The sequence below is a fragment of the Pseudomonas sp. Con_6 genome (assembly GCF_059379395.1).
In genome coordinates this window covers 6,211,094-6,233,949 of sequence record NZ_CM182011.1, presented here as the reverse complement: position 1 = coordinate 6,233,949, position 22,856 = coordinate 6,211,094, and the positions used below count along the sequence as shown (strand labels likewise).

The following is a 22,856-nucleotide window of genomic DNA, read 5'->3' as shown; positions in this document are numbered from 1 at the left end:
GAGTCCACCATCGCAATCGCGGGTAAACCCGCTCCCACAGGGTCCGCGTGATCCTTGGAATTTCCTTGCAATCCCAAGGCTTTCTTCTGACGCACATGCGCCCCATAATCGTGCGGATAAATCGAAGGCCACGAGCTCCGTATGACCACGACCACTGCACCTTCCGTGCCCGCCGAAACCGCGTCGCGCAAGGGCCGCAAGAACAACCCGGAAAAGACCCGCGAGAACATCCTGCAGGCGGCGATCAGCGAGTTCGTCCAGCAGGGCCTGGCCGGTGCCCGGGTGGATGCGATCGCCGAGCGCACCCAGACCTCCAAGCGCATGATCTACTACTACTTCAATTCCAAGGAGCAGTTGTACGTCGAGGTGCTGGAGAAGCTCTACGGCGATATCCGCAGCACCGAGAGCAACCTGCACCTGGCCGAACTGGAGCCGCGCACCGGCATCCGTCGCCTGGTGGAGTTCACCTTCGATCACCATGACCGCAACGTCGATTTCGTGCGTATCGTGTGCAACGAGAACATGCACCATGGCGAGTATGTGAAGCAGTCCTCGGCGATCCGTTCGATGAACAAGACGGTGTTGCAGGCGCTGGACGAGATTCTCCGCCGTGGTGCCAGCGACGGCTTGTTTCGCAAGGGGCTGGAAGCGCTGGACGTGCACCTGCTGATCAGTTCGTTCTGTTTCTACCGGGTGTCCAACCGCCACACCTTCGGTGAGATCTTCCAGGTCGATTTCGAGGACCAGGCCGTCAAGGCCCGGCACAAAGAAATGATCTGCGAATCGGTGTTGCGCTACCTGCAGGCCTGATCCCCACAACGCCGCGGACTTGCTCCGCGGCGTTTTTCTTTCTCAAGCGCCCAGGCTGTGGAAATGCTCGGTCATGCGCAGCGGATCGGGGGTGATTCCGCTGAACAGCTCGAACGCCTTGACCGCCTGGTACACCGCCATGGTCGCGCCGTTCAGGGTGCGGCAGCCGAGGGCGCGGGCTTCGCGCAGCAGCTCGGTTTCCAGCGGGAAATAGACGATCTCCGCCACCCACAGCTCGGCCCGCAGCAGGGCTTTCGGCACTGGCATACCCGGCAGCTTGGCCATGCCCATCGGGGTGGTGTTGACCAGGCCGCAGGCTTGCTTGAGCGCGCTGTCCAGATCGTGGCCGACTTTGGCGCGGCTGCCCGGGAAATGCTGGTTGAGGTTATCCACAAGGGCCTGGGCCCGTTCGGCTTCCACATCGAACACGGTCAGTTGTTCCACGCCTTCGCTGAGCAGGGCATGAGCCACCGCCGCACCTGCGCCGCCGGCACCCATCTGCACCACACGCTGGCGCGAGACATCCGGCAGCCCGCGCCGAAAACCTTCGGCAAAGCCCAGGCAGTCGGTGTTGTGGCCGATGCGCCGGCCATCCTTCAGCACCACCGTGTTCACCGCGCCGATGCCGCGGGCTTCCGGCGAAAGTTCATCCAGCAGCGGTAGGATCGCCTGCTTGCACGGGAAGGTGATGTTCAGGCCGGTAAAGCCCATGTACTGCGAGGCGGTGAGCAGTTCTTCGAGGGCGCTGCTGTCGAGCTTGAGCTGGTCGAGGTCGATCAGCCGGTACAGGTAGTTCAGGCCCTGGGCGGCGCCTTCGTGTTCATGCAGCGCTGGGGTGCGCGAGGCCTGGATGCCCGCGCCGATCAGGCCGGCGAGAATGCCGGGCGGTTTGGCCAGATTCATCGGTCAAGACTCCGTTGTTGTTCTTGGCAATTGGAAAAGGAGTGTCCCGGTAAAATGTACCGTTTGGTTAACAGGAATCAATTGGCGGCGACGATTAGTGTTCGCTGATCGAACAGGGTCGTGCTACATCTTGTGGTTCGACCACGGAGGAGGGACGTAAATGGCGGTGAAAATGGACGTTACCCAGCATCAGACCTGGCCCGGGCTGGCCAACCTGACCCATTCGATTCTCGCGGCGTTGGGCGCGGTGGGCTTTCGCAATCCGTTCGGCCTGGCGCCGTCGTCGGCTACCTGCTTGCTGCTGATCGATGGCCTGGGGCATGAGTTGCTGCGCAAGCATGCCGAGCATGCGCCGTTTCTTGCTGCGTTGATGCGTCCGGAGGGCGTGTTTCGGGTTGGCTTCCCCGCCACCACGGCTTCGAGCCTGGCCGCCCTGGCGTCAGGGCTGGGCAGCGGCGCCCACGGTATCGTCGGTTGCAGCTTCGCCCTGGATGCCGACAGCGAATTCTCGCCGCTGACCTGGAGCTGCGCGCCCTTCGTCGCGGGCCGCGCCGTTACCCACGCCCCTGCGCCTGAGCGCTTCATCGCGCCGCAGACCGCTTGGGAGCAGGCCACCGAACAGGGTTTCAGGATCAGCACGGTGATGCCGGCGCGCTATGCCGAGTCGGCGTACACCCGGGCGATCTACCGGGGCTCGCAGATCCTCGGGGCGCCGTCCTATTACGCTTATCCGGAACTGGTGCGCCAGGCCCTGCAGATGCAAGCGCCGGCATTGTGCTTCGCCTATTTTGCCGATCTGGATTTCGCCGGGCATCTGTTCGGGCCGGGCTCCGAGGCGTGGTTGGCGCAGTTGCGGCTCGCCGATCGCCTGGCCGAATCGATCTTCCAGCAACTGCCCGCCGGCGCTCGGCTGCTGGTGACCGCCGACCACGGCATGCTCGGGCTGGACGCCGAGGCGGTGGTGGACTTCGACCGTGAGCCAGGGTTGCAGGAAGGGGTGCTGGCGGTGGCCGGGGATATCCGCGCGCGGCATGTCTATGTCGACCCGACGCGACTGGACCGCACTCAGCAGCGCTGGAGCGATCGCCTGGGCGATGCCTATACGGTGCTGAACAAGGCGGATGCCATCGGTGCCGGGCTGTTTGGCGATGTGATGCTGAGCCAGGCGGAGGCGCGGATCGGCGACCTGATCGTGGTGCCGAATGGGGACGGGGGGATCATTCGCAGCGAGGTGGAGCCAGCGGCGAGTCGCTGGCAGGGGCATCATGGGGCGTTGACCGATATGGATCAGTTGGTGCCCTTGTTGATGTGCTGACTGTGAGAACCTCATCGCGGGTTCACCCGAGATGAGGTCCGGGAGATCAGCGCCGAACCAGCAGCACCCCACTTTCCATATGGTGGGTATAGGGGAACTGATCGAACAACGCACACCGCTCGATCCGGTGCGTGTCATGCAACTGGGCGATGTTGGTCGCCAGCGTCTCCGGGTTGCAGGAGATATACAGGATATTGTCGAAACGCCGGGTCAGTTCGCAGGTGTCCGGGTCCATGCCGGCGCGCGGCGGGTCGACGAAGACGCTGCCGAACTGGTAGCTCTTCAGGTCGATGCCTTCCAGGCGACGGAACGGCCGCACCTCGTTCAGCGCCTCGGTCAGCTCTTCCGCCGACAGCCGCACCAGCTTCACGTTATCAACCCCGTTGTCATCGAGGTTGTGCAGCGCGGCATTCACCGAGGTCTTGCTGATTTCGGTGGCCAGCACGTTGCGCACGCGGGTCGCCAGCGGCAAGGTGAAGTTGCCGTTGCCGCAGTACAGCTCCAGCAGGTCGTCGTCACGCTGGCCGAGTGCTTCATAGGCCCAACCCAGCATCTTCTGATTCACCTGGCCGTTGGGCTGGGTGAAGGCGCCCTCCGGCTGGCGGTAGCGGAACTCGCGGCCCGCTACGTTCAACGCTTCCACCGCGTAGTCGCGGCCAATCACCAGGCGCTTGCCCTTGGAACGGCCGATGATGCTCACGCCCAGCTCTTGCGCCAGGCGCTTCGCTTCGACCTCCCAGGCCTCGTCCAGCGGACGGTGGTAGCACAGGGTGATCATCGCGTCGCCGGCCAGGGTGGTCAGGAACTCCACCTGGAAGAGCTTGTTGCTCAGCGCCTCGCTGGCCTGCCACGCGCTTTTCATGCGTGGCATCAGATCGTTGATCTGCAGGCTGGCGATGGGGAAGTCCTCGATGAGGATCGGCGTGTGTTTCTCGCCTGGCGCGAACATCGCGTAATGCCGCTGCCCATCCTGGCGCCACAGGCGGAACTCGGCGCGCAGGCGGTAGTGCTCGCGCGGCGAGTCGAACACGCTCGGCTGCGGCGCATCGAACGGCGCCAGCAGTTCGCGCAGGCGCTCGACCTTGGCGGCGAGTTGCTGGTCGTAGGTGGAAGGGTCGAAGACAGCACTCATGCGTTGAACCAGCCCAGCTTGATGACGAACAGGATGGACAGGATCACCAGGGCCGAGTTCAGGTCGCCGCGGCGGCCGGAGATCAGCTTGATCGCGGTCCAGGAGATGAAGCCGAAGGCGATGCCGTTGGCGATGGAGTAGGTCAGCGGCATGGCCAGGGCGGTGATCATCACCGGCGCGGCTTCGGTAATGTCATCCCAGTTGATCTCGGCCAGACCGGAGGCCATCAGCACGGCGACGAACAGCAGCGCCGGGGCGGTGGCGAAGGCCGGCACGCTACCGGCCAGCGGGGCGAAGAACAGCGCCAGCAGGAACAGGATGGCAACGACGATGGCAGTCAGGCCGGTGCGGCCGCCGGCGCTGACGCCTGCTGCCGACTCGATGTAGCTGGTGGTGGTCGAGGTGCCCAGCAGCGAACCGGCCATAGCCGCGGTGCTGTCGGCGATCAGGGCGCGGCCCATCTTCGGCATGTGGCCGTCCTTGCCCATCAGGCCGGCGCGTTTGGCCACGCCGATCAGGGTGCCGGAGTTGTCGAACAGGTCGACGAAGAGGAAGGCGAAGATCACGCTGACCAGGCCGATGTCCAGCGCGCCCTTGATGTCCAGTTGCAGGAAGGTCGGGGCCAGCGAAGGCGGCATCGACACCAGGCCGCCGAACGGGGTGACACCGAGGACGATGGAGACGACGGTAACGGCGAGGATGCCGATCAGCACGGCGCCGCGCACTTTCAGCGCTTCCAGGGCGACGATCAGGAAGAAGCCCAGGGTGGCGAGGATCGGTGCCGGTTGCTTGAGGTCGCCCAGGCCCACCAGGGTCGCCGGGTTATCGACGACGATGCCTGCGTTATGCAGGGCGATCAGCGCCAGGAACAGACCGATACCGGCAGCGATGGCCGAGCGCAGCGGCAGCGGGATGCTGTTCACGATCCACTCGCGGATACGGAAGATCGACAGCAGGAAGAACAGCACTGCGGAGATGAACACCGCGCCGAGCGCCACCTGCCAGGTGTGGCCCATGTGCAGGACCACGGTGTAGGTGAAGAAGGCGTTCAGGCCCATGCCCGGTGCCAGGGCGATCGGGTAGTTGGCGATGATGCCCATGATCGTGGAGCCGATGGCCGCGGCCAGGCAGGTGGCGACGAACACCGCGCCCTTGTCCATGCCGGTCTCGCCGAGGATGCTCGGGTTGACGAAGAGAATGTAGGCCATGGCCAGGAACGTGGTGACGCCCGCCAGGATCTCGGTACGCACATTCGTATCGTGTGCTTTCAGTTGAAACAGCCTTTCCAGCATGTCCTGCTCCCCGTGGCGCGATGGGCGCCGAAAGTTGTCGGTCCAGTCAGGAAAGCACAAAGCGTACCGCCTTGATGTGATTTCGCGTCGGACCGGAAAAAAGCCGCGCATCATACCAGCATGGCTGGCACAGGGTAATGCGTCCAACCGGCCATCGATCAGCCGCTGTCGGCGGTGTGATCTACGCTGCTTGGATACGCCCGGAAGGAGTTCATTCATGACCCAGAGAGCCCTGATCGTCGTCGCCGAAGGCGTCGACGACCTGCAGACCGTGACCCTGATCGATGTGCTGCGCCAGTCGGCGGTGGAAGTGCTGGTGGTGAGCATCGAGAACCGCCGCATGCTTACCTGCGCCCGCGGCACACGGCTGACTGCCGACGCCATGTTGCTGGATGTACTGGCGCAGTCGTTCGACCTGATCGTGCTGCCGGGCGGAGAGAATGGTGCTCAGCACATGGCTGCCAGCCAGCCGCTACAGCAGCGGGTGCAACAGCAGGCCAAGGCCGGGTCGTTCTATGCGGCGATCGGCGAATCGCCGGCGATTGCCCTGAATGCCTGGGGGTTGCTGCGCCAGCGCAAGATGACCTGCCACAACGATGTCAGCCAGCAGCTGTCTGGCTGCAATTTCGTCGATCAGCCGGTGGTGGTGGATGGTAACTGCATCACGGCGCAGCACTCGGCGGCGGCGATCGAGTTTGCCCTGACGCTGGTGGAGTTGCTGGAAGGGAAGGTGATGCGCGGGCAGGTGGCGCATCTGCTTGGGTGTTGATCTTGAGGCCTTCATCGCTGGCAAGCCAGCGATGAAGGCCCCGCGGTCAGTCGGCCGAACGCCGGCTATGCATATGATCCCGACCCGCCAGCGTCGGGAACAGCTTGATCCATACCCCGGTCACCACCAGCGTACCGACCCCGCCCAGCACCACCGCCGGCACCGTGCCGAACCAGTGCGCCGTCACCCCGGACTCGAATTCGCCAAGCTGGTTCGAAGCACCGATGAACAAGCCATTCACCGCACTCACTCGCCCACGCATCTCGTCCGGTGTCTCCAGTTGCACGAAGGCGCCGCGGATCACCATGCTGATCATGTCTGCCGCCCCCAGTACCGCCAGCACCGCCAAGGAGAACCAGAACGAGGTGGACAGGCCGAAGGCGATGGTCGCCACGCCAAACACGCCCACCGCCGTGAACATCACCCGCCCGACCTTGCGTTCCACCGGGAAGCGCGCCAGCCACAGTGACATCAGCAACGCCCCCACCGCTGGCGCCGAGCGCAGCAGGCCCAGGCCCCAGGGCCCGGTGAGCAGAATGTCCTTGGCGAACACCGGCAGCAGCGCGGTGGCCCCGCCCAGCAGCACGGCGAACAGGTCAAGGGAAATCGCCCCGAGGATATCCGGCCGGCTGCGGATGAAGCGGATCCCCGCCAGCAGCGACTCGATGCTGGCTCGGCCCTGGGCCAGTGGGGTCTGTCGTGAAGTCAGGCTGAGGGTCAGGCAGCAGGCGATGACGTACAGCAGCACCGTCGGCCCGTACACCCAGACACTGCCAAAGGCATAGAGAAACCCGCCAAGGGCCGGGGCGACGATGGTCGCCGACTGCATCGCCGAGGCCGAGGCTGCGACCGCCCGTGGGAACAGCTCCGGCGGTACCACGTTGGGCAGCAGCGCTTGGGTCGCCGGCATTTCGAACGAACGCGCGGCACCGAGCAGGAAGGCGAGGATGAAGATCAGCTCGCGGCTCACCGAATCCGTGGTGCTGGCCAGCGCCAGGACCAAGGCGATGACTGCCTGCAGGCTTTGGCACAACGCGGCCACGCGGCGTCGGTCATAGCGGTCGGCGACATGCCCGGTGTGCAGCATGAACAGCACTCGCGGGGCGAACTCCACCAGACCGACCAGACCCAGGTCGAGGACGTTGCCGGTGAGCTGGTAGAGGTGCCAGCCGATGGCCACGGTGAGCATCTGGAAACCGCTGGCGGTGAACACCCGGGCCAGCCAGAACGACAGGAAAGGACGATGATGACGCAGCAACAACGGAGCCTGGGCAGACATGGGCGAGCGCGGAGTCTTCTATGGGGAGGGGTAACGCAGCGTAACACCGGCCTGTAACAAAAGGTTGCGAAAAGCGTCGATCCTGTTCGCTGAGCGCACCGTTTCATCTTTCCGTAAAGGGGGTGAGGCAACCGGTCACGCGGCAACGCACCACACAACCGTCGCGGTGGTTCGGGACTATCCTTTCTCCCTGTCGTTGATCTGGATCAATAGTTGTATCTGAAACGATCGATCCGTCTGCGACAGGCCTGCGGGCCACCAATCCCTGCGGTGGGAAACTTTTCAGAACAAATCCAAAGGTGTCGCACTCCACCACCACAGGGGCAGTTGGCGTCAAGGCAACGGACCCTGGCGCCGGATTACCTGACAGAGGAAGCACCATGTTCGGATCAGAGGCTCTCGATCTCGCCCGAATGCAGTTTGCGTTCACCGTGTCCTTTCACATCCTGTTCCCTGCCATCACCATCGGCCTTGCCAGCTACCTGGCGGTGCTCGAAGGCCTGTGGCTGAAAACCAACGAAGCGGTCTACCGCGACCTCTACCATTTCTGGTCGAAGATCTTTGCCGTCAACTTCGGCATGGGCGTGGTCTCCGGCCTGGTCATGGCCTACCAGTTCGGCACCAACTGGAGCCGCTTCTCCGACTTCGCCGGCGCGGTGACCGGCCCCTTGCTGACCTACGAGGTGCTCACCGCGTTCTTCCTCGAGGCCGGCTTCCTCGGCGTCATGCTCTTCGGCTGGAACCGTGTCGGTCGAGGCCTGCACTTCTTCTCCACGGTGATGGTGGCGATCGGCACGCTGGTCTCGACCTTCTGGATCCTTGCCTCCAACAGCTGGATGCAGACCCCGCAGGGCTTCGAGATTGTCGATGGCCGGGTGATCCCGGTGGACTGGCTGGCGGTGATCTTCAACCCGTCGTTCCCCTACCGCCTGATGCACATGGCCACCGCGGCCTTCGTCGCCACCGCCTTCTTCGTCGGCGCCTCGGCAGCCTGGCACTTGCTGCGCGGGCGTGATAACCCGGCGATCCGCAAGATGCTCTCGATGGCTATGTGGATGGCCCTGATCGTCGCTCCGATCCAGGCGGTGATCGGTGACTTCCACGGCCTCAATACCCTCAAGCACCAGCCGGTCAAGATCGCCGCCATCGAGGGCCATTGGGAGAATGTCGGCGATGAACCGACGCCGCTGATCCTCTTCGGCATCCCCGACATGAAGGCCGAGACCACCCACTTCAAGCTGGAAATTCCGGCGCTGGGCAGCCTGATCCTCACTCATAGCCTGGACAAGCAGGTCCCGGCGATGAAGGATTTCCCGCCTGAGGACCGGCCCAATTCCACCGTGGTGTTCTGGTCGTTCCGCATCATGGTCGGTCTCGGCATGCTGATGATCTTCGTCGGCCTGTGGAGCCTGTGGCTGCGCAAGCGCGGCACCCTGTACAGCTCGCGGCCGTTCCTTTACCTGACCCTGTGGATGGGCCCGTCCGGGCTGATCGCCATCCTCGCCGGCTGGTTCACCACCGAAGTCGGTCGCCAGCCGTGGGTGGTCTACGGCCTGATGCGCACTGCCGATGGCGCGTCGAACCACAGCTACGCGCAGCTCGGCTTCACGCTGATCATGTTCGTGGTGGTGTACTTCGCCCTGTTCGGCGCGGGCCTGGGCTACATGATGCGTCTGGTGCGCAAGGGGCCGAAGACCGGCGAAGGCAACGAGACCAATCCGGGCGGCCCTGGCCAGCCACGCACCCCGGCGCGACCGCTGTCCGCGGCGAAGGACGACCACGACACCGGCGACGTCAGCCTGAACCAAGAAGGACACTGAATCATGGGAATCGATCTTCCGCTGATCTGGGCCGTGATCATCATCTTCGGGGTGATGATGTACGTGGTCATGGACGGTTTCGACCTGGGTATCGGCATCCTCTTCCCCTTCGTCAAGGGCGAGCAGGATCGCGATGTGATGATGAACACCGTGGCGCCGGTGTGGGACGGTAACGAGACCTGGCTGGTGCTGGGGGGAGCGGGTCTGTTCGGCGCCTTCCCGCTGGCCTACTCGGTGGTGCTCTCGGCCTTGTACCTGCCGCTGATGCTGATGCTGGTGGGCCTGATCTTCCGCGGCGTGGCCTTCGAGTTCCGCTTCAAGGCCAAGGCCGACAAGCGCCACCTGTGGGACAAAGCGTTCATCTGGGGCTCGCTGGCTGCGACGTTCTTCCAGGGCGTGGCCCTGGGGGCCTTCATCGAGGGCTTCAAGGTGGTCGACCGGCAGTACGCTGGCGGCACCCTGGACTGGCTGACGCCGTTCAGCATCTTCAGTGGTCTCGGCCTGATCGTCGCCTACGCGCTGCTCGGCTGCACCTGGCTGATCATGAAGACCGAAGGCAAGCTTCAGGAGCAGATGCACAACCTCGGCCGGCCGCTGGCGCTGGTGCTGCTGCTGGTGATCGGCATCGTTAGCCTGTGGACGCCGCTGGCCTATCCGCAGATTGCCGAGCGCTGGTTCAGCATGCCCAACATGCTGTGGTTCATGCCGGTTCCGCTGCTGGTCCTGGTGACCTTCTACGGCCTGCTCCAGGCGGTGAAGCGCAACGCGCACTACACGCCGTTCCTGCTGACCCTGGTGCTGATCTTCCTCGGCTACAGCGGCCTGGGCATCAGCCTGTGGCCGAACATCATCCCGCCGTCGATCTCGATCTGGGATGCCGCCGCGCCGCCGCAGAGCCAGGGCTTCATGCTGGTCGGCACACTGTTCATCCTGCCGTTCATCCTTGGGTACACCTTCTGGAGCTACTACGTGTTCCGCGGCAAGGTGACCCACGAACATGGCTATCACTAGGAGGGTTCAGGGCATGAAAGGCAACGATACCTTCGAGCCGGAGAAGAAACCGCTGTTGCAGCGGCTCGGCTGGCTGGCGCTGATCTGGGGGCTGAGCGTGGCGAGCCTGGCGGTGGTGGCGTATCTGATGCGGATGTTCATGAGTGCGGCGGGGCTCAGTACGCACTGAGTAGCTGACACACGACGCGGACCCTGTGGGAGCGGGTTCACCCGCGATTGCGGTAGTTAATCCACCATCGTAATCGCGGGTAAACCCACTCCCACAGTGGTCCGCGTCGTGATTTTGTTCTCTATTACTTCCGGGCCTTGAGGATCACGAACTTCGGCGTCGCCGCCACCTGTTCCACTCCCCGGAACAACCGCGCCAGCTTGGTGTGGTAGCCCAGGTGACGATTGCCGACGATATACAGGGCCCCACCCACCACCAGCGCTTCCCGGGCCTGCTGGAACATGCGCCAGGCGAGAAAGTCGCCCACCACCTGCTGCTGGTGGAACGGCGGATTGCACAGCACCACATCCAGCGAGTTCGCCGCCTGCCCGTCCAGGCCATCCGCTGCGCGGATCTCCACGTCCCTTTCACCCAGTGCCGCCCGCCAGTTCTCTGCGGCCGACTGCACCGCCATGTACGACTCATCGACCAGGGTGTAGTGCGCCTGCGGGTTCTCCAGTGCGCTGGCAATGGCCAGCACGCCGTTGCCGCAGCCCAGGTCCGCTATCCGGGCTGCGCCGAGGTTGCGCGGCAGGTGCGGGAGGAAGGCGCGGGTGCCGATATCCAGACCTTCGCGGCAGAACACGTTGGCGTGGTTGACCAGCTCCAGTGCTGGTTTGTCCAAGCGGTAGCGTGTCGGGTATGGAGACACTGCTGCGGGCTTCTGCTCGAAAGTGGCGACCAGCAGGCGTGCCTTCTTCTGTGCCAGCGATGCCTGCATCGGCCCGATGTACTGCTCCAGGAGTTCGCCCGCAGCCCGTGGCAGGTGCTTGATCATCGCTCCGGCGACCACTTGCGCGCCCGGTGCCAGGTGCCCTTGCAGGCGGATCAGCTGTTCTTCCAGCAGCGCCAGGGTTTTCGGCACCCGTACCAGCACATGGTCGAACGGGCCCTGCCAGGTTTCGCTGGATGGGACGAATGGCACGCCATCCCAGGGCAGGTCGTTACGGGGCAGGTTCTTTTCCAGGCCAAGTCGGGCGAGGAAGGAATCGCCGCTGCTAGTCACCGCGAAACGTGCGCGCAGGCTGATGGCCAGGCCGCCGAAACTGTCATTGAGCACCAGCACCCGTGCACCGTCGGGCAATCCCCGTGCGGCCAGGTGCTCCAGCAGGTATTCGTCGGCGGCGTCGAAGGCCTGCAGGGGATCGTTGGCGTAGTCGGGCTGGCGGATCAGGTCGAGTTGGGCGAAGGGGCTGGTCAGCAAAGGCATGGGTCGAGGCTCTGGGGCATGGGCGTGCACTGCCCGGGCAGTGACAGACAGGCGCCGATTCTACAGGGCTTTGCCGTGCTGCGGGGTCAGAGCAGTCCGTGCAGGGCGGCGATGGCCACGGCACCGGCCTTGTTGTTGGCGTGCATCTTGGTGATGACGCTGCGGATATGGAAGTTCACCGTGCTCTGCGACAGGGTGAGGATGCAGGCGATGTCCGAGGCGGTCTTGCCGGCGGCGGACCATTTCAACACTTCGCGCTCTCGGCACGAGAGGCCGAAACCATTGGGCTGCAGGGGATTGATGCGTTCGAGCATGACCGTGTGCATGACATTGCACAGCCACAGGGCTTGGCCGGTCTTGTCGTAGAACTCGATGATACTGATGGGCTGTTCGCTGCGCGCCAGGCTGAGCATGCTGTTGTTGCCGCGGATATCGTGGGCTGCCTGGCTCCAGCCGTGCGCCAGTCCGTGAGCCTTGGCGTCCTCGCGCAATTGCGGGACTTCATTGAACAGGTCGTCTTCCCAGAGCAGTGGAATCAGTGAATGCCGGCAATGGCTGAAGGTCGGATCGAGGGCGAGATAGTTGTGCTGTTGGTAATGGGCGTTCCACTCGGCGGAATAGTTGTTGAACATCAGCACTTGCGGGGTCATGCCGGTAGTCTGGCTTTGCACCACCAGCCCGAGATACTCCATCTCCAGTTGTTGTGCCAGGGACACGGCGGATTCGAAGATGCGCTCGGGGTCTTGTTCCGAGGTCAGGCGTTCGAGCTGCTCCTGCTTCCAGTGCGGCATTGGTGGTTGCTCCCTGTCTATGGATCCAATTAGCCGAGCGGTGTCAGGTGAGTATAGGAATTGTCCTACAGCGTGATTGGTTTTTTTCGCTATAAGTTGACCTATGTCATGGCTAGTAAAGGGTATCCGGGTTAAACGCGATGTTTGGGTCTGGCCACTGACGAAGTCACTACAAACCGACGGTGTTTATTCCCCCGGCTTTGCGCGAAACTGGGCGCACCTGATTTGTGGAGCGAACCATGACTGCCAGCGCGGAGAAACACACCCGCCAGACCCTCCTCGACGTCCAGCCGCTGACCCCCAACCTGTTCAGCCTGCGCACCACCCGCGATGCCGGTTTCCGCTTCCGCGCCGGACAGTTCGCCCGCCTGGGCGTGACCAAGGCTGACGGCAGCGTGGTCTGGCGCGCCTATTCGATGGTGTCGTCGCCGTTCGACGAACACCTGGACTTCTATTCCATCGTCGTCCCGGGTGGGGAGTTCACCAGTGAGCTGAGCCGCCTGCGCGAGGGCGATGAGCTGCTGATCGACCGCCAGGCCTTCGGCTACCTGACCCTTGACCGTTTCGTCGATGGTCGCGACCTTTGGTTGCTGGCGACCGGGACGGGGATCGCGCCCTTCCTCTCGATCCTGCAGGACTTCGAGGCCTGGGAGCGCTTCGAGCGGATCAAGCTGGTGTATTCGGTACGCGAGGCGCGCGAGCTGGCCTATCTCGACCTGATCGAAGGCCTGGAGAAACGTGAATACCTCGCGGAGTACGCTGGCAAGCTGCAGTTCATTCCGGTGGTGACCCGCGAGCAGCATCCGGGGGCGCTGAACGGGCGCATCACCACGCTGATCGAAAACGGCGAGCTGGAGCGGGCGGCGGGGCTGGAGCTGATTCCGGAGCATTCGCGGGTGATGCTCTGTGGCAACCCCGAGATGATCGACGATACGCGCAAGGTGCTGAAAGCGCGTGACCTGAACCTGAGCCTGAGCCGGCGACCGGGGCAGGTGGCGGTCGAGACCTACTGGTAAAGCTGGACGCGATCCCCTGTGGGAGCGGGTAAACCCGCTGCCACAGGGGCCGCGAAGCTTTCAAGGCTTGTTGTTCTGCGCCTTGAGCAGGTCCCGAATCTCGGTCAGCAGGGTCTCCTGCGGCGTCGGCGCCGGCGGTACGGACGGCGCCACCGCCTCTTCGCGCTTCAGCCGGTTGATCGCCTTGATGCCCATGAAGATCGCGAACGCCACGATCAGGAAGTCGATCACGGTCTGGATGAACTTGCCGTAGGCCAGCACCACCGCTGGCGTATCGCCTTGTGCCGCTTTCAGCACCACCGCCAGATCACTGAAGTCCACCCCGCCAATCAACAACCCCAGGGGCGGCATCACCACATCGCCGACAAACGAAGAAACGATCTTGCCGAAGGCGGCGCCGACGATGATACCGACGGCCATGTCGACGACATTGCCCTTGACCGCAAAGGCTTTGAATTCACTGATCAGGCCCATGGTTTATTCCTTGTAACAATTGAAAGGGTCAACGCAGTGTAATTCAGCCGCTGGCTTCATGCGCTGCGCGAACTACAAATGACCCCGCTCATCGCCAATGGTTTGGTCGCGATTGGCGCCTGGCGCGACGCGGCGGCTATCATGGCGACTTTTTCTAGGAGATTGCCCATGGCCAAGGCCAAGCGCTTGTACGGCTGCACCGAGTGCGGCGCGACCTTTCCGAAATGGGCCGGCCAGTGCGGTGAATGCGGCGCCTGGAACACCCTGACCGAAACCATGATCGAGAGCGGCGGCGCGGCGGCACCCAGTGGCCGCACCGGCTGGGCCGGGCAGCAGGCGCAGATCAAGACCCTCGCCGAAGTCTCCATCGAGGAAATCCCGCGTTTCTCCACCGCGAGCGCCGAGCTTGACCGGGTCCTCGGCGGCGGCCTGGTGGACGGCTCGGTGGTGCTGATTGGCGGCGACCCTGGCATCGGCAAATCGACCATCCTCCTGCAGACCCTCTGCCATATCGCCTCGCGCATGCCGGCGCTGTACGTCACCGGTGAGGAGTCCCAGCAACAGGTGGCCATGCGCGGCCGGCGCCTGGGCCTGCCCCTGGACCAGTTGCGGGTAATGACCGAGACCTGCATCGAAAGCATCATCGCCACTGCCCGCAGCGAGAAGCCCAAGGTGATGGTGATCGACTCGATCCAGACCATCTTCACCGAGCAGTTGCAATCGGCGCCGGGCGGCGTTGCCCAGGTCCGCGAAAGCGCCGCCTTGCTGGTGCGCTACGCCAAGCAGAGCGGTACGGCGATCTTCCTCGTCGGCCACGTGACCAAGGAAGGCGCCCTGGCCGGTCCGCGGGTGCTGGAGCACATGGTCGACACCGTGTTGTATTTCGAAGGCGAGTCCGACGGCCGCCTGCGCCTGCTGCGGGCGGTGAAGAACCGCTTCGGCGCGGTCAACGAACTGGGCGTGTTCGGCATGACCGACCGTGGCCTGAAAGAAGTCTCCAACCCCTCGGCGATTTTCCTCACTCGCACCCAGGAAGCCGTGCCCGGCAGCGTGGTCATGGCCACCTGGGAAGGTACCCGGCCGATGCTGGTGGAAGTGCAGGCACTGGTGGACGACAGCCACCTGGCCAACCCGCGGCGGGTGACGCTCGGCCTCGATCAGAACCGTCTGGCCATGCTCCTGGCGGTGCTGCATCGCCACGGTGGCATTCCGACCCACGACCAAGACGTGTTCCTCAACGTGGTCGGTGGGGTAAAGGTGCTGGAGACCGCCTCCGACCTGGCGCTGCTGGCCGCGGTGATGTCGAGCCTGCGCAACAAGCCCTTATCCCAGGGGTTGCTGGTATTCGGCGAGGTTGGCCTGTCCGGCGAGGTGCGCCCGGTGCCGAGCGGGCAGGAGCGCTTGAAGGAAGCGGCCAAGCACGGCTTCAAGCGCGCCATCGTGCCCAAGGGCAACGCGCCGAAGGAGTCGCCGGCGGGCTTGCAGGTGATCGCGGTGACCCGCCTGGAACAGGCCCTGGACGCGCTGTTCGAGGAGTGAACCGAGGGGAAGCGTCTTCTTGCAAGTGATTCTCACTAACGAGTAGCATGGCGCCTCCATTCCGATAGCCCCCTGGAGTTCGCGTGGCGGAGTCCGACCTCAAGCGCCTGTTCCTCAAGCACGCGAAGACCCTGCAGGGCCTGCTCACGCGCAAGGTGCGCGATCCGCAACTGGCCGCCGACCTGGTGCAGGAAAGCTTCCTGCGCCTGGCCGAGCAGCAGTCCGGCGAGCGTATCGACAACACGCCGGCATACCTCTATCGCACGGCGCACAACCTGATGATCGATCACCTGCGCCAGCAACAGCGGCGCAAGACCGACCTGGTCCCCCACGAGGCTCTTGAAGGCATCGTCGAAGACAGCCTCGGCCTGGAAGAGAGCACCGCCGCCGAGCAGCACATGCGCCGGCTGCGCGCGGCGATGAACGAACTGCCGCCGCGCACCCGCGAGATCTTCCGCCTTAATCGCCTGGAGGGCCTGACCCACGCCGAAGTGGCCAGGCGCCTGGATATTTCCGACAGTTCGGTGCAGAAGCATCTTTCCCGGGCACTGGCCTATGTGATGCAGTGTTTGCAGGAACAGGAATGACGAACGGTTTACTGAACAATGCGCCTTCAGACGTCAGTCCTTTCATAAGCAGAATTCGAGAGAACCGTGTGAGCCAGAACCCGCCAGAGCAAGCAATTCGCGAGCAGGCCGCCGAGTGGGCGGTGCTGCTGGACGCCGGGTGCCTGAGCCCCGCGCAGGAGCAGGCGTTGGCCGCCTGGCGCGACAGCGATCCGCGGCACGAACGGGCGTTGGCCTTCGCCCGGACGACCTGGGCCGATCTGGGGCGTCTCGGGCATCTGGACGAAACACAAGTCATGCCGGCAACCCATGCGTTGCCCGAGACTTCACGACCGCTTGGCGGCCGACGCCGCCGCTCGCGCCTGCGCTGGGCGAGCAGCACGGCGGCGGCATTGCTGGTCGCTGTGTTCGCCGTGGATCGTGCCCCGGACCTGTTGCAGCGCATGAGTGCCGACTACGTCACCGCTCGCGGCGAGATCCGCCAGGTGACCCTGCCGGATGGCAGCAAGGTCGATCTCGACAGCCGCAGCGCCATCAGCGTCGCCTACAGCGCCAGCGAGCGACGGGTGCGGTTGTTGTCCGGTGATGCGGTGTTCGAGGCGGCGCCGATCGGCGCGCGGGAGTCTCGGCCGTTCGTGGTCGAATACGCGGGGGCCACTACCCGGGCGCTGGGTACGCGTTTCGTGGTCGGCGAGGAAGGGCAGGGCGGCTGGGTCGGCATGCTCGAACACAGCACCCGGGTGAGCCTGGCCGAGCCGCCGGCCGAGCGCGTGCTCAACGAAGGGGAAAGCCTGCGCTACGACCTCCAGCATGGCATTCGTGCCTGGCCGGAGCAGGATCCGCGGCGGGCCAGTGCCTGGCAGCGCGGGCTGCTGATCTTCGAGCGCGAGCCACTGGTGCGGGTGGCCGAACAGATCAATCGCTATCGCGGCGGGCATGTGCTGATCACCGATTCGGCGCTGGCAAAGCGTGAGGTCAGTGGCATGTTCCGCCTGGACAACCTGGACCAGGCGCTGGTGATGCTCACTGATGAGCTGAAGGTCAAGCGGGTCGATGTGGCTGGGCTGACCCTGCTCTACTGACAGATTTTCTTTGCCCTTGAGGGCCTCATCGCGGGCAACGCCCGCTCCCATAAGGAGCGCATGCACCGCTGGCCTTGTGGGAGCGGGCGTTGCCCGCGATGAGGCCCTTGAAAGCCCCGCAAATCCTGCCTCCCAACCCCCTCCATGAAATGTCCTAAAAAATAATTTACTGACTTTCTCAGCCCCGCTCGTCTGTTTGTTGAGATTGATTTTCATTACTAGAAAAACGCCAACACAGCGAGCCACACCAAGTGACCAATCCACAACAACGACGTTTTCGCCTCAACCCGGTTGCCCTGGCCTGCAGCCTGGCGCTGGGCGCCTGCCTGATGCCGATGGGGATCGGCATGGCCCAGGCGGCCGAGCAGAACCCGAACGCCAGCCAGCGCAGCGCGCTGGTCCGTTTCGACATCCCGGCCCAGGCCCTCGACAGCGCCGTGCTGGCCTTCGCCGAGCAGGCCAAGGTCCAGGTGTTCTTCGACAGCCGCAAGCTGGCCGGCCTGCGCAGCGAGGGCCTGCACGGTGAACATACCGCCGAACAGGGCCTGGCCCTGCTGCTGGGCGGCAACCCGGTTCGCTACCGCTTCAGCGGCAACGACCAGGTCGGCCTGGAACGTCTGAGCGAGGATGGCAAGGCCCTGGAGCTGGGCGCCACGCGTGTCCAGTCGCACGGCGATGCGGACTGGGTCTACACCACGCCACGCTCGGTCAGCGTGATCACCCGCGACCAGATCGACAAGCGCCCGCCGCGTCATGCCGCCGACATGCTGGAGCAGACCGCCGGCGTCTACACCGCAGTCAACCAGCGCGACCCGGGCCTGTCGGTAAACATTCGCGGCGTGCAGGACTACGGCCGGGTCAACATGAACATCGACGGCATGCGCCAGAACTTCAGCGTCAATGGCCACCAGCAACGCAATGGCGTGATGTTCATCGACCCGGAGTTCGTCAAGGACATCGAGATCGACAAGGGCACCTCAGCCGGCATGGGTGGCGCCGGGGTGATCGGCGGCATCGCCAGCTTCGACACGCTCCAGGCCAGCGACCTGCTCGGCCCAGGCAAGGAAATCGGTGGTCGTATCCGTGCCGGTCACGGCATTGGCGAGCTGGGCAATGGCACTTATTTCAACGGCAGCGCGCTGTTTGCAGCGGGAAACGAAATCGGTGACGTGATGGTCGGCTACAGCGAGCGACATTTCGGCGATTACCGCAGCGGTACGCAGAACGCCGACAACCTCGGCACCGAGATCCGCACCAAGACCTTCAGGCCGCAAGCCTGGAAAGGCTGGCTGAACGGCGAAGTCGGTGCGATGGATAGCATCACCCGTTCCGAAATATTCAAGCTCGGCCTCAACTTCGCCGAAGACCAGCGCCTGCAGTTCAGCTACTTCGAGACAGACACCGACAGCAAGGACGCCTGGACCTACCTCGACTCCACGACCGACCGCTACTACTACCATGTCACCGGCACCAACGACATCAACGCGAAGAACGCTGCGCTCGACTACAGCTTCAACCCTGACAATGACCTGATCGACTTCAAGGCCAAGCTCTACTACGTGACTACCCGGCAGGATCGCTGGAACGAGAGCAACGGTTCGTCCGCCAGCAGCGGCAACCGAGTCGAGGCCTACACCGACCAGTTCCGCACTGACACCCTCGGCCTGCAACTGGAAAACACCTCGCGCTGGCACATCGGTACGGCCGACACCCTGATCTTCAACTACGGCACCGAGTTGTTCCAGGACACCTTCCGGCCCAGCACCAATCGTATCGCCGCACCTAACGAGGTGGTGTCGCTGCCTTACATTCCTGGCGGGGCCAACCCCAAGGGCAAGCGGGCGATGGCCAGCGCGTTCGGCAACCTGACCTACGAACATGCCGACTGGCTGACCCTGGACGCCGGCTTGCGCTATGACCGTTACCGCCTCAGCGGCAACACCGGGGTGACCACCTGGATGTACCCGATGGGCGTCACCGAGACCAGCCTGACCCGTCAGGAAACCCACATGATCTTCGACGACGAAACCGAAGAAGGGCGTTTCTCCCCAACCTTCGGGGTCGCGGTGAAGCCGGGCCTGGACTGGCTCCAGGTCTACACCCGCTGGGGCCGCGGCTGGCGTCCGCCAGCGGTCACCGAGGTCTTCATGAGCGGCCGCCCGCATGGCGGCGGTGGCGCCGAGATGGTTTATCCCAACCCCTTCCTCAAGCCCGAGGAGTCGCACAACTGGGAATTGGGGCTGAACATCTTCAAGGAGTCACTGCTGCGTGAGGGCGACCGCTTCGGCGCCAAAGTTGCCTACTTCGATACGCGCATCGACAACTTCTCGTTCATGGACACCAACGTCACCCTGCCCGGAGAAAGCGTGGGCGGCATCGCCCTGGGCCGCTCGGCCTACCAGAACAACCTGGAAACCACCAAGTTCCGTGGCGTGGAGTACAGCCTCGACTACGACGCTGGCGCCTACTACGGGCAGCTCAGCTACACGCACATGATCGGCACCAACGAATTCTGCTCGAACCAGTGGTACATGGGCGGCGCCCAGCGCCTGGTAAACGTGGGCACCGAGCTGCGTCCCGTGCGGGTTGGCAGCCGGATCATCATGCTGCCGGTACGCGTCTCGCGGGCCGAATCCGCGCCCGACCTCGATGCCAGCGTCAGATGCAACGACATCATGGGCAACGCCAGCTACATGCCGGCCGACCGCGGCGCGCTGACCCTGGGCATGCGCTTGCTGGAACGTACCCTCGATGTCGGCATGCGTATGCGCTACAGCGAGGGTAACGGCAAGAACCTCGATAGCCACAACTACAACCTGATGGATCAGGCGCAATGGCCCAAGTACAAGGTCTACGACCTCTACGCCAGCTACTGGGCGACACCTGACCTGAACCTGTCGCTGGCGCTGGAAAACGCCACCGACGAGGCCTATCTGGTGGCCATGGGCGACGGCAACAACCTGTCGCTGGCCCGCGGCCGCACCTTGAGCGGCATGCTCGAATACCGATTCTGATCCACCGTGTTCGCCCATTCCGGGCAACGCGAAGGCACGGATGCTGCCTTCGACTTCACGATGCAACAACGAGGAAGCGTTATGACCATCTCCGTTACTTACGATGCCGCCTTTGCCAGCTCGACCGTTGACGACTACCTGGCCTTCTGGACTGCCGGTTTCGTCACCGCCGGCCACGGCTACAGCAACACCGGCGGTTTCAGCAACGGCAGCCGTGATGGCGACCAATACGGTACTCACGGTCGCGGTACCTCCGACTACGCGTTCATTGCCGACAGCAACGACACCAACGGTCTGCACTACGTGTGGAACCCGGCGCTGGGTGCCACCGACAACCTGAATCACTACCTGTACGGCTCGCTGGACAAGGTTTCCCTCGGCGAAGTGCTGGGTGGCGGCAGCGGCAGCGACTTCACCCTGAGCAACTACGTGGTCACCTTCTCCGGCCTGGATCTGGACTCCGTACTGGGCGCCGGCCGCACCGGCAACGACGTGCACCAGGTCATCTACGGCCTGATGCAAGGCAACACTTCGGCCCTGGAAGGCGTGCTGGACACCCTGCTGGCCAGCTACGGCGTGTCCACCGACAGCACCTTCGCCGATATCAGTGCTGCCCTGGCTGCCTCCTCGGCCACCGCCGTCGGTGTTCAGTCGCAGGTCGACGACCTGGCCCTGGCTGCGTGATAGCGGGCAATAAAAAGCGAATGGCAGGTCACCCTGGCATTCGCTGATCTGCTGCATTTACCCCGCAGCCCGTGTCTTTGCCGGGCCCAGGCTGCGGTGGTGCGAATTCTGTGGCGAGGGTGCGGTGAAAGCAATCACCTGCCGTCGCTGTCTGCGAGGAATCCAAGCAATGGGAACCGCTCCCGTTTCGGGCAATGAAGTGCGCCAGGCGCTCAAGGCCTGCCGCGCCGGCTTCGCCAATGTCGGTGTGTTCACCGCGGTGATCAACCTGCTGATGCTGGCGCCGGCCCTGTACATGCTGCAGGTCTACGACCGGGTGCTGTCCTCGGGCAATGAGATGACCCTGCTGATGCTGAGCCTGATGATTGTCGGTCTGTTCGGCTTCATGGGCCTGCTGGAGTGGGTGCGCAGTCTGGTGGTGATCCGCCTCGGTACGCGGATGGACCTGCGTCTCAACCCGCGGGTGTTCCAGGCCGCCTATGAAGCCAGCCTGGCTGGCAGCAAGGGCGCCGCCGGGCAGGTGCTGGCTGACCTGACCAGCCTGCGCCAGTTCGCCACCGGCCAGGCGCTGTTCGCCTTTTTCGATGCGCCGTGGTTCCCGGTGTACCTGGGGGTGATGTTCCTGTTCAGTCCGTGGCTGGGGCTGATGGCGCTGGTCGGCGCGGTGCTGCTGACGGTGCTGGCCTGGCTCAACGAGCGCCTGACCCGCGAGCCGTTCGCCGAGGCCGGGCGCCTGTCCCGGCAAGCCAGCCTGCAGGCCGGCGGCAACCTGCGCAACGCCGAGGCCATTGAGGCCATGGGCATGCTCGATGCCGTGCGCCAGCGTTGGACCACGTTGCACCATGGCTTTCTCGGGCTGCAGAACCATGGCAGTGAACGTGCGGCGGTGATCGCGGCGCTGTCGCGGACCCTGCGCATGACCCTGCAATCCCTGGTGCTCGGCCTCGGCGCCTGGCTGGCTCTGGAGAAGCAGGTGAGCCCGGGGATGATGGTCGCCGGCTCGATCCTCATGGGCCGGGTGCTGGCGCCGATCGACCAACTGATCGCGGTCTGGCGCCAGTGGGGCTCGGCGCGCCAGGCCTATGTCCGTCTCAACGAACTGCTGCAGGCCCAACCTGCTCGACCCGAGGCCATGCCGCTGCCGGCCCCTACCGGCCGCCTGGCGGTGGAGCAGGTGGTAGCGATGCTGCCGGGGACGCGCAAGCCGTGCCTGAGCAATCTCGGGTTTGCCCTCGACGCGGGCGATTCCCTGGGCATCATCGGCGCTTCCGGCTCAGGTAAATCGACCCTCGCGCGACTGCTGGTCGGCGCGGCGAAACCCTTCGACGGCAAGGTCCGCCTCGACGGCGCCGACCTGCAACAGTGGGATAAGGTCGCCCTCGGCCAGCACATCGGCTACCTGCCGCAGGACGTGCAACTGTTCGCCGGCAGCATCGCCGACAACATCGCCCGGCTCGGCGAGGTGGACGCCGAGGCCGTGGTCGCCGCGGCGCAACTGGCTGGCGTGCACGACATGATCCTCAAGTTCCCGGCTGGCTACGACACGCTGCTGGGCGACGGTGGCAGCGGCCTTTCCGGCGGTCAGCGCCAGCGCATCGGTCTGGCCCGGGCGCTGTACCGCCTGCCGGCGCTGATCGTCCTCGACGAGCCTGACTCCAACCTCGACGAAGCCGGCGAGCAGGCGCTGCTGGCGGCCATCGCCAAGGTCCGCGAGCAGCGCCGCACGTTGATCCTCATTACGCACAAGCCCGCCTTGCTGGCCGGTCTGGAAAAACTCCTGGTCCTGCAGAACGGCCAGTTGCAGGCCTTCGGTCCCACCGCGCGGGTGCTCCAGGACCTGCAGCGCAATGCCCGTCCCGCCGCCGTGCCCACCGCTGCCCCTACCGCCCTGCGCAGTCCCACCACCGTGAGCATGAGCTACGGCACACCGAGAGCCTGACC

20 protein-coding genes are annotated in these 22,856 nt (G+C 64.3%); 13 read left to right on the top strand and 7 right to left on the bottom strand.

The features are described 5' to 3' along the window. Positions 1-141 precede the first annotated feature (141 nt). Complete coding sequence (locus tag AC5QPF_RS28220; protein ID WP_494960889.1) at positions 142-810, top strand: TetR family transcriptional regulator; 669 nt, start codon at positions 142-144, stop codon at positions 808-810. A gap of 42 nt (positions 811-852) precedes the next feature. Here AC5QPF_RS28220 and AC5QPF_RS28215 read toward each other — a convergent pair whose 3' ends face one another. Beyond that, positions 853-1,713, bottom strand: coding sequence for a shikimate dehydrogenase (locus AC5QPF_RS28215; RefSeq protein ID WP_494960888.1), 861 nt, complete (start codon positions 1,711-1,713; stop codon positions 853-855). Positions 1,714-1,873: 160 nt separating this feature from the next. Between AC5QPF_RS28215 and AC5QPF_RS28210 the strand changes: the two genes are divergently transcribed. Continuing rightward, positions 1,874-3,028, top strand: coding sequence for an alkaline phosphatase family protein (locus AC5QPF_RS28210; protein WP_494960887.1), 1,155 nt, complete (start codon positions 1,874-1,876; stop codon positions 3,026-3,028). A gap of 46 nt (positions 3,029-3,074) precedes the next feature. On the opposite strand, the gene trmA is transcribed toward AC5QPF_RS28210, so the two are convergent. Then, a complete protein-coding gene (trmA, locus tag AC5QPF_RS28205) occupies positions 3,075-4,160 on the bottom strand; it encodes a tRNA (uridine(54)-C5)-methyltransferase TrmA (protein ID WP_494960886.1) in 1,086 nt (361 codons plus the stop codon). Further along, the gene (locus AC5QPF_RS28200) at positions 4,157-5,452 is read right to left on the bottom strand and encodes a solute carrier family 23 protein (protein WP_494960885.1); all 1,296 of its coding nucleotides are present in this window, start codon (positions 5,450-5,452) and stop codon (positions 4,157-4,159) included. Before AC5QPF_RS28200 ends, trmA begins: the two co-directional genes overlap by 4 nt. A 217-nt stretch (positions 5,453-5,669) precedes the next feature. On the opposite strand from AC5QPF_RS28200, the gene AC5QPF_RS28195 reads away from it, so the two are divergent. Continuing rightward, on the top strand, positions 5,670-6,221 hold the full coding sequence (locus AC5QPF_RS28195) for a DJ-1 family glyoxalase III (RefSeq protein ID WP_494960884.1): 552 nt from the start codon (positions 5,670-5,672) through the stop codon (positions 6,219-6,221). Positions 6,222-6,267: 46 nt separating this feature from the next. Here AC5QPF_RS28195 and AC5QPF_RS28190 read toward each other — a convergent pair whose 3' ends face one another. Further along, positions 6,268-7,500, bottom strand: a complete 1,233-nt coding sequence (locus AC5QPF_RS28190) for an MFS transporter (protein WP_494960883.1) — start codon at positions 7,498-7,500, stop codon at positions 6,268-6,270. Positions 7,501-7,880: 380 nt separating this feature from the next. On the opposite strand from AC5QPF_RS28190, the gene AC5QPF_RS28185 reads away from it, so the two are divergent. Genes AC5QPF_RS28185 through AC5QPF_RS28175 form a run of 3 tightly spaced genes read left to right on the top strand, consistent with a single transcriptional unit; the run spans position 7,881 to position 10,500 of the window. Continuing rightward, complete coding sequence (locus tag AC5QPF_RS28185; protein ID WP_494960882.1) at positions 7,881-9,320, top strand: cytochrome ubiquinol oxidase subunit I; 1,440 nt, start codon at positions 7,881-7,883, stop codon at positions 9,318-9,320. A 3-nt stretch (positions 9,321-9,323) separates the two neighbouring features. Beyond that, positions 9,324-10,331 (top strand): cytochrome d ubiquinol oxidase subunit II, encoded by a 1,008-nt coding sequence (gene cydB / locus AC5QPF_RS28180; RefSeq protein WP_494960881.1) that lies wholly within the window; start codon positions 9,324-9,326, stop codon positions 10,329-10,331. 13 nt (positions 10,332-10,344) lie between these two features. After that, entirely contained in the window at positions 10,345-10,500 is a 156-nt protein-coding gene (locus AC5QPF_RS28175) for a DUF2474 family protein (RefSeq protein WP_494960880.1), read from the top strand. A gap of 124 nt (positions 10,501-10,624) precedes the next feature. Here AC5QPF_RS28175 and AC5QPF_RS28170 read toward each other — a convergent pair whose 3' ends face one another. Next, a complete protein-coding gene (locus tag AC5QPF_RS28170; protein ID WP_494960879.1) occupies positions 10,625-11,749 on the bottom strand; it encodes a methyltransferase in 1,125 nt (374 codons plus the stop codon). 86 nt (positions 11,750-11,835) lie between these two features. Beyond that, entirely contained in the window at positions 11,836-12,540 is a 705-nt protein-coding gene (locus AC5QPF_RS28165; protein WP_494960878.1) for an autoinducer binding domain-containing protein, read from the bottom strand. A gap of 239 nt (positions 12,541-12,779) precedes the next feature. Here AC5QPF_RS28165 and AC5QPF_RS28160 point away from each other — a divergent pair, with 239 nt between their 5' ends. Beyond that, positions 12,780-13,556: an FAD-binding oxidoreductase gene (locus AC5QPF_RS28160; RefSeq protein ID WP_494960877.1), complete on the top strand. Its 777-nt coding sequence runs from the start codon at positions 12,780-12,782 to the stop codon at positions 13,554-13,556. Between the two features lie 60 nt (positions 13,557-13,616). Here the strand turns inward: AC5QPF_RS28160 and mscL are convergent, their stop codons facing one another. Next, positions 13,617-14,030, bottom strand: a complete 414-nt coding sequence (gene mscL / locus AC5QPF_RS28155) for a large-conductance mechanosensitive channel protein MscL (protein WP_494960876.1) — start codon at positions 14,028-14,030, stop codon at positions 13,617-13,619. Positions 14,031-14,198: 168 nt separating this feature from the next. Here mscL and radA point away from each other — a divergent pair, with 168 nt between their 5' ends. The 6 genes from radA to AC5QPF_RS28125 all read left to right on the top strand — a co-directional run bounded on the left by radA (position 14,199) and on the right by AC5QPF_RS28125 (position 22,854). Continuing rightward, a complete protein-coding gene (gene radA / locus AC5QPF_RS28150; protein WP_330073936.1) occupies positions 14,199-15,569 on the top strand; it encodes a DNA repair protein RadA in 1,371 nt (456 codons plus the stop codon). Between the two features lie 83 nt (positions 15,570-15,652). Further along, positions 15,653-16,156, top strand: coding sequence for a sigma-70 family RNA polymerase sigma factor (locus AC5QPF_RS28145; protein WP_494960875.1), 504 nt, complete (start codon positions 15,653-15,655; stop codon positions 16,154-16,156). A 68-nt stretch (positions 16,157-16,224) separates the two neighbouring features. After that, positions 16,225-17,217 (top strand): FecR domain-containing protein, encoded by a 993-nt coding sequence (locus AC5QPF_RS28140; RefSeq protein WP_494960874.1) that lies wholly within the window; start codon positions 16,225-16,227, stop codon positions 17,215-17,217. 329 nt (positions 17,218-17,546) lie between these two features. Beyond that, positions 17,547-20,231: a TonB-dependent hemoglobin/transferrin/lactoferrin family receptor gene (locus tag AC5QPF_RS28135; protein WP_494964271.1), complete on the top strand. Its 2,685-nt coding sequence runs from the start codon at positions 17,547-17,549 to the stop codon at positions 20,229-20,231. Positions 20,232-20,312: 81 nt separating this feature from the next. Continuing rightward, entirely contained in the window at positions 20,313-20,915 is a 603-nt protein-coding gene (locus AC5QPF_RS28130) for a heme acquisition protein HasA (RefSeq protein ID WP_494960873.1), read from the top strand. Positions 20,916-21,084: 169 nt separating this feature from the next. Next, positions 21,085-22,854 carry a type I secretion system permease/ATPase gene (locus tag AC5QPF_RS28125; protein ID WP_494960872.1) on the top strand — a complete coding sequence of 590 codons (1,770 nt, stop codon included), beginning with the start codon at positions 21,085-21,087 and terminating at the stop codon, positions 22,852-22,854. Positions 22,855-22,856: the final 2 nt, after the last annotated feature.

Excerpts from the sequence above, each read along its gene's own strand:
- AC5QPF_RS28220 (WP_494960889.1), top strand. The coding sequence starts at position 142 with ATGACCACGACCACTGCACCTTCCGTGCCCGCCGAAACCGCGTCGCGC.
- AC5QPF_RS28215 (WP_494960888.1), bottom strand. The coding sequence starts at position 1,713 with ATGAATCTGGCCAAACCGCCCGGCATTCTCGCCGGCCTGATCGGCGCG.
- AC5QPF_RS28210 (WP_494960887.1), top strand. The coding sequence starts at position 1,874 with ATGGCGGTGAAAATGGACGTTACCCAGCATCAGACCTGGCCCGGGCTG.
- trmA (WP_494960886.1), bottom strand. The coding sequence starts at position 4,160 with ATGAGTGCTGTCTTCGACCCTTCCACCTACGACCAGCAACTCGCCGCC.
- AC5QPF_RS28200 (WP_494960885.1), bottom strand. The coding sequence starts at position 5,452 with ATGCTGGAAAGGCTGTTTCAACTGAAAGCACACGATACGAATGTGCGT.
- AC5QPF_RS28195 (WP_494960884.1), top strand. The coding sequence starts at position 5,670 with ATGACCCAGAGAGCCCTGATCGTCGTCGCCGAAGGCGTCGACGACCTG.
- AC5QPF_RS28190 (WP_494960883.1), bottom strand. The coding sequence starts at position 7,500 with ATGTCTGCCCAGGCTCCGTTGTTGCTGCGTCATCATCGTCCTTTCCTG.
- AC5QPF_RS28185 (WP_494960882.1), top strand. The coding sequence starts at position 7,881 with ATGTTCGGATCAGAGGCTCTCGATCTCGCCCGAATGCAGTTTGCGTTC.
- cydB (WP_494960881.1), top strand. The coding sequence starts at position 9,324 with ATGGGAATCGATCTTCCGCTGATCTGGGCCGTGATCATCATCTTCGGG.
- AC5QPF_RS28175 (WP_494960880.1), top strand. The coding sequence starts at position 10,345 with ATGAAAGGCAACGATACCTTCGAGCCGGAGAAGAAACCGCTGTTGCAG.
- AC5QPF_RS28170 (WP_494960879.1), bottom strand. The coding sequence starts at position 11,749 with ATGCCTTTGCTGACCAGCCCCTTCGCCCAACTCGACCTGATCCGCCAG.
- AC5QPF_RS28165 (WP_494960878.1), bottom strand. The coding sequence starts at position 12,540 with ATGCCGCACTGGAAGCAGGAGCAGCTCGAACGCCTGACCTCGGAACAA.
- AC5QPF_RS28160 (WP_494960877.1), top strand. The coding sequence starts at position 12,780 with ATGACTGCCAGCGCGGAGAAACACACCCGCCAGACCCTCCTCGACGTC.
- mscL (WP_494960876.1), bottom strand. The coding sequence starts at position 14,030 with ATGGGCCTGATCAGTGAATTCAAAGCCTTTGCGGTCAAGGGCAATGTC.
- radA (WP_330073936.1), top strand. The coding sequence starts at position 14,199 with ATGGCCAAGGCCAAGCGCTTGTACGGCTGCACCGAGTGCGGCGCGACC.
- AC5QPF_RS28135 (WP_494964271.1), top strand. The coding sequence starts at position 17,547 with ATGCCGATGGGGATCGGCATGGCCCAGGCGGCCGAGCAGAACCCGAAC.
- AC5QPF_RS28130 (WP_494960873.1), top strand. The coding sequence starts at position 20,313 with ATGACCATCTCCGTTACTTACGATGCCGCCTTTGCCAGCTCGACCGTT.
- AC5QPF_RS28125 (WP_494960872.1), top strand. The coding sequence starts at position 21,085 with ATGGGAACCGCTCCCGTTTCGGGCAATGAAGTGCGCCAGGCGCTCAAG.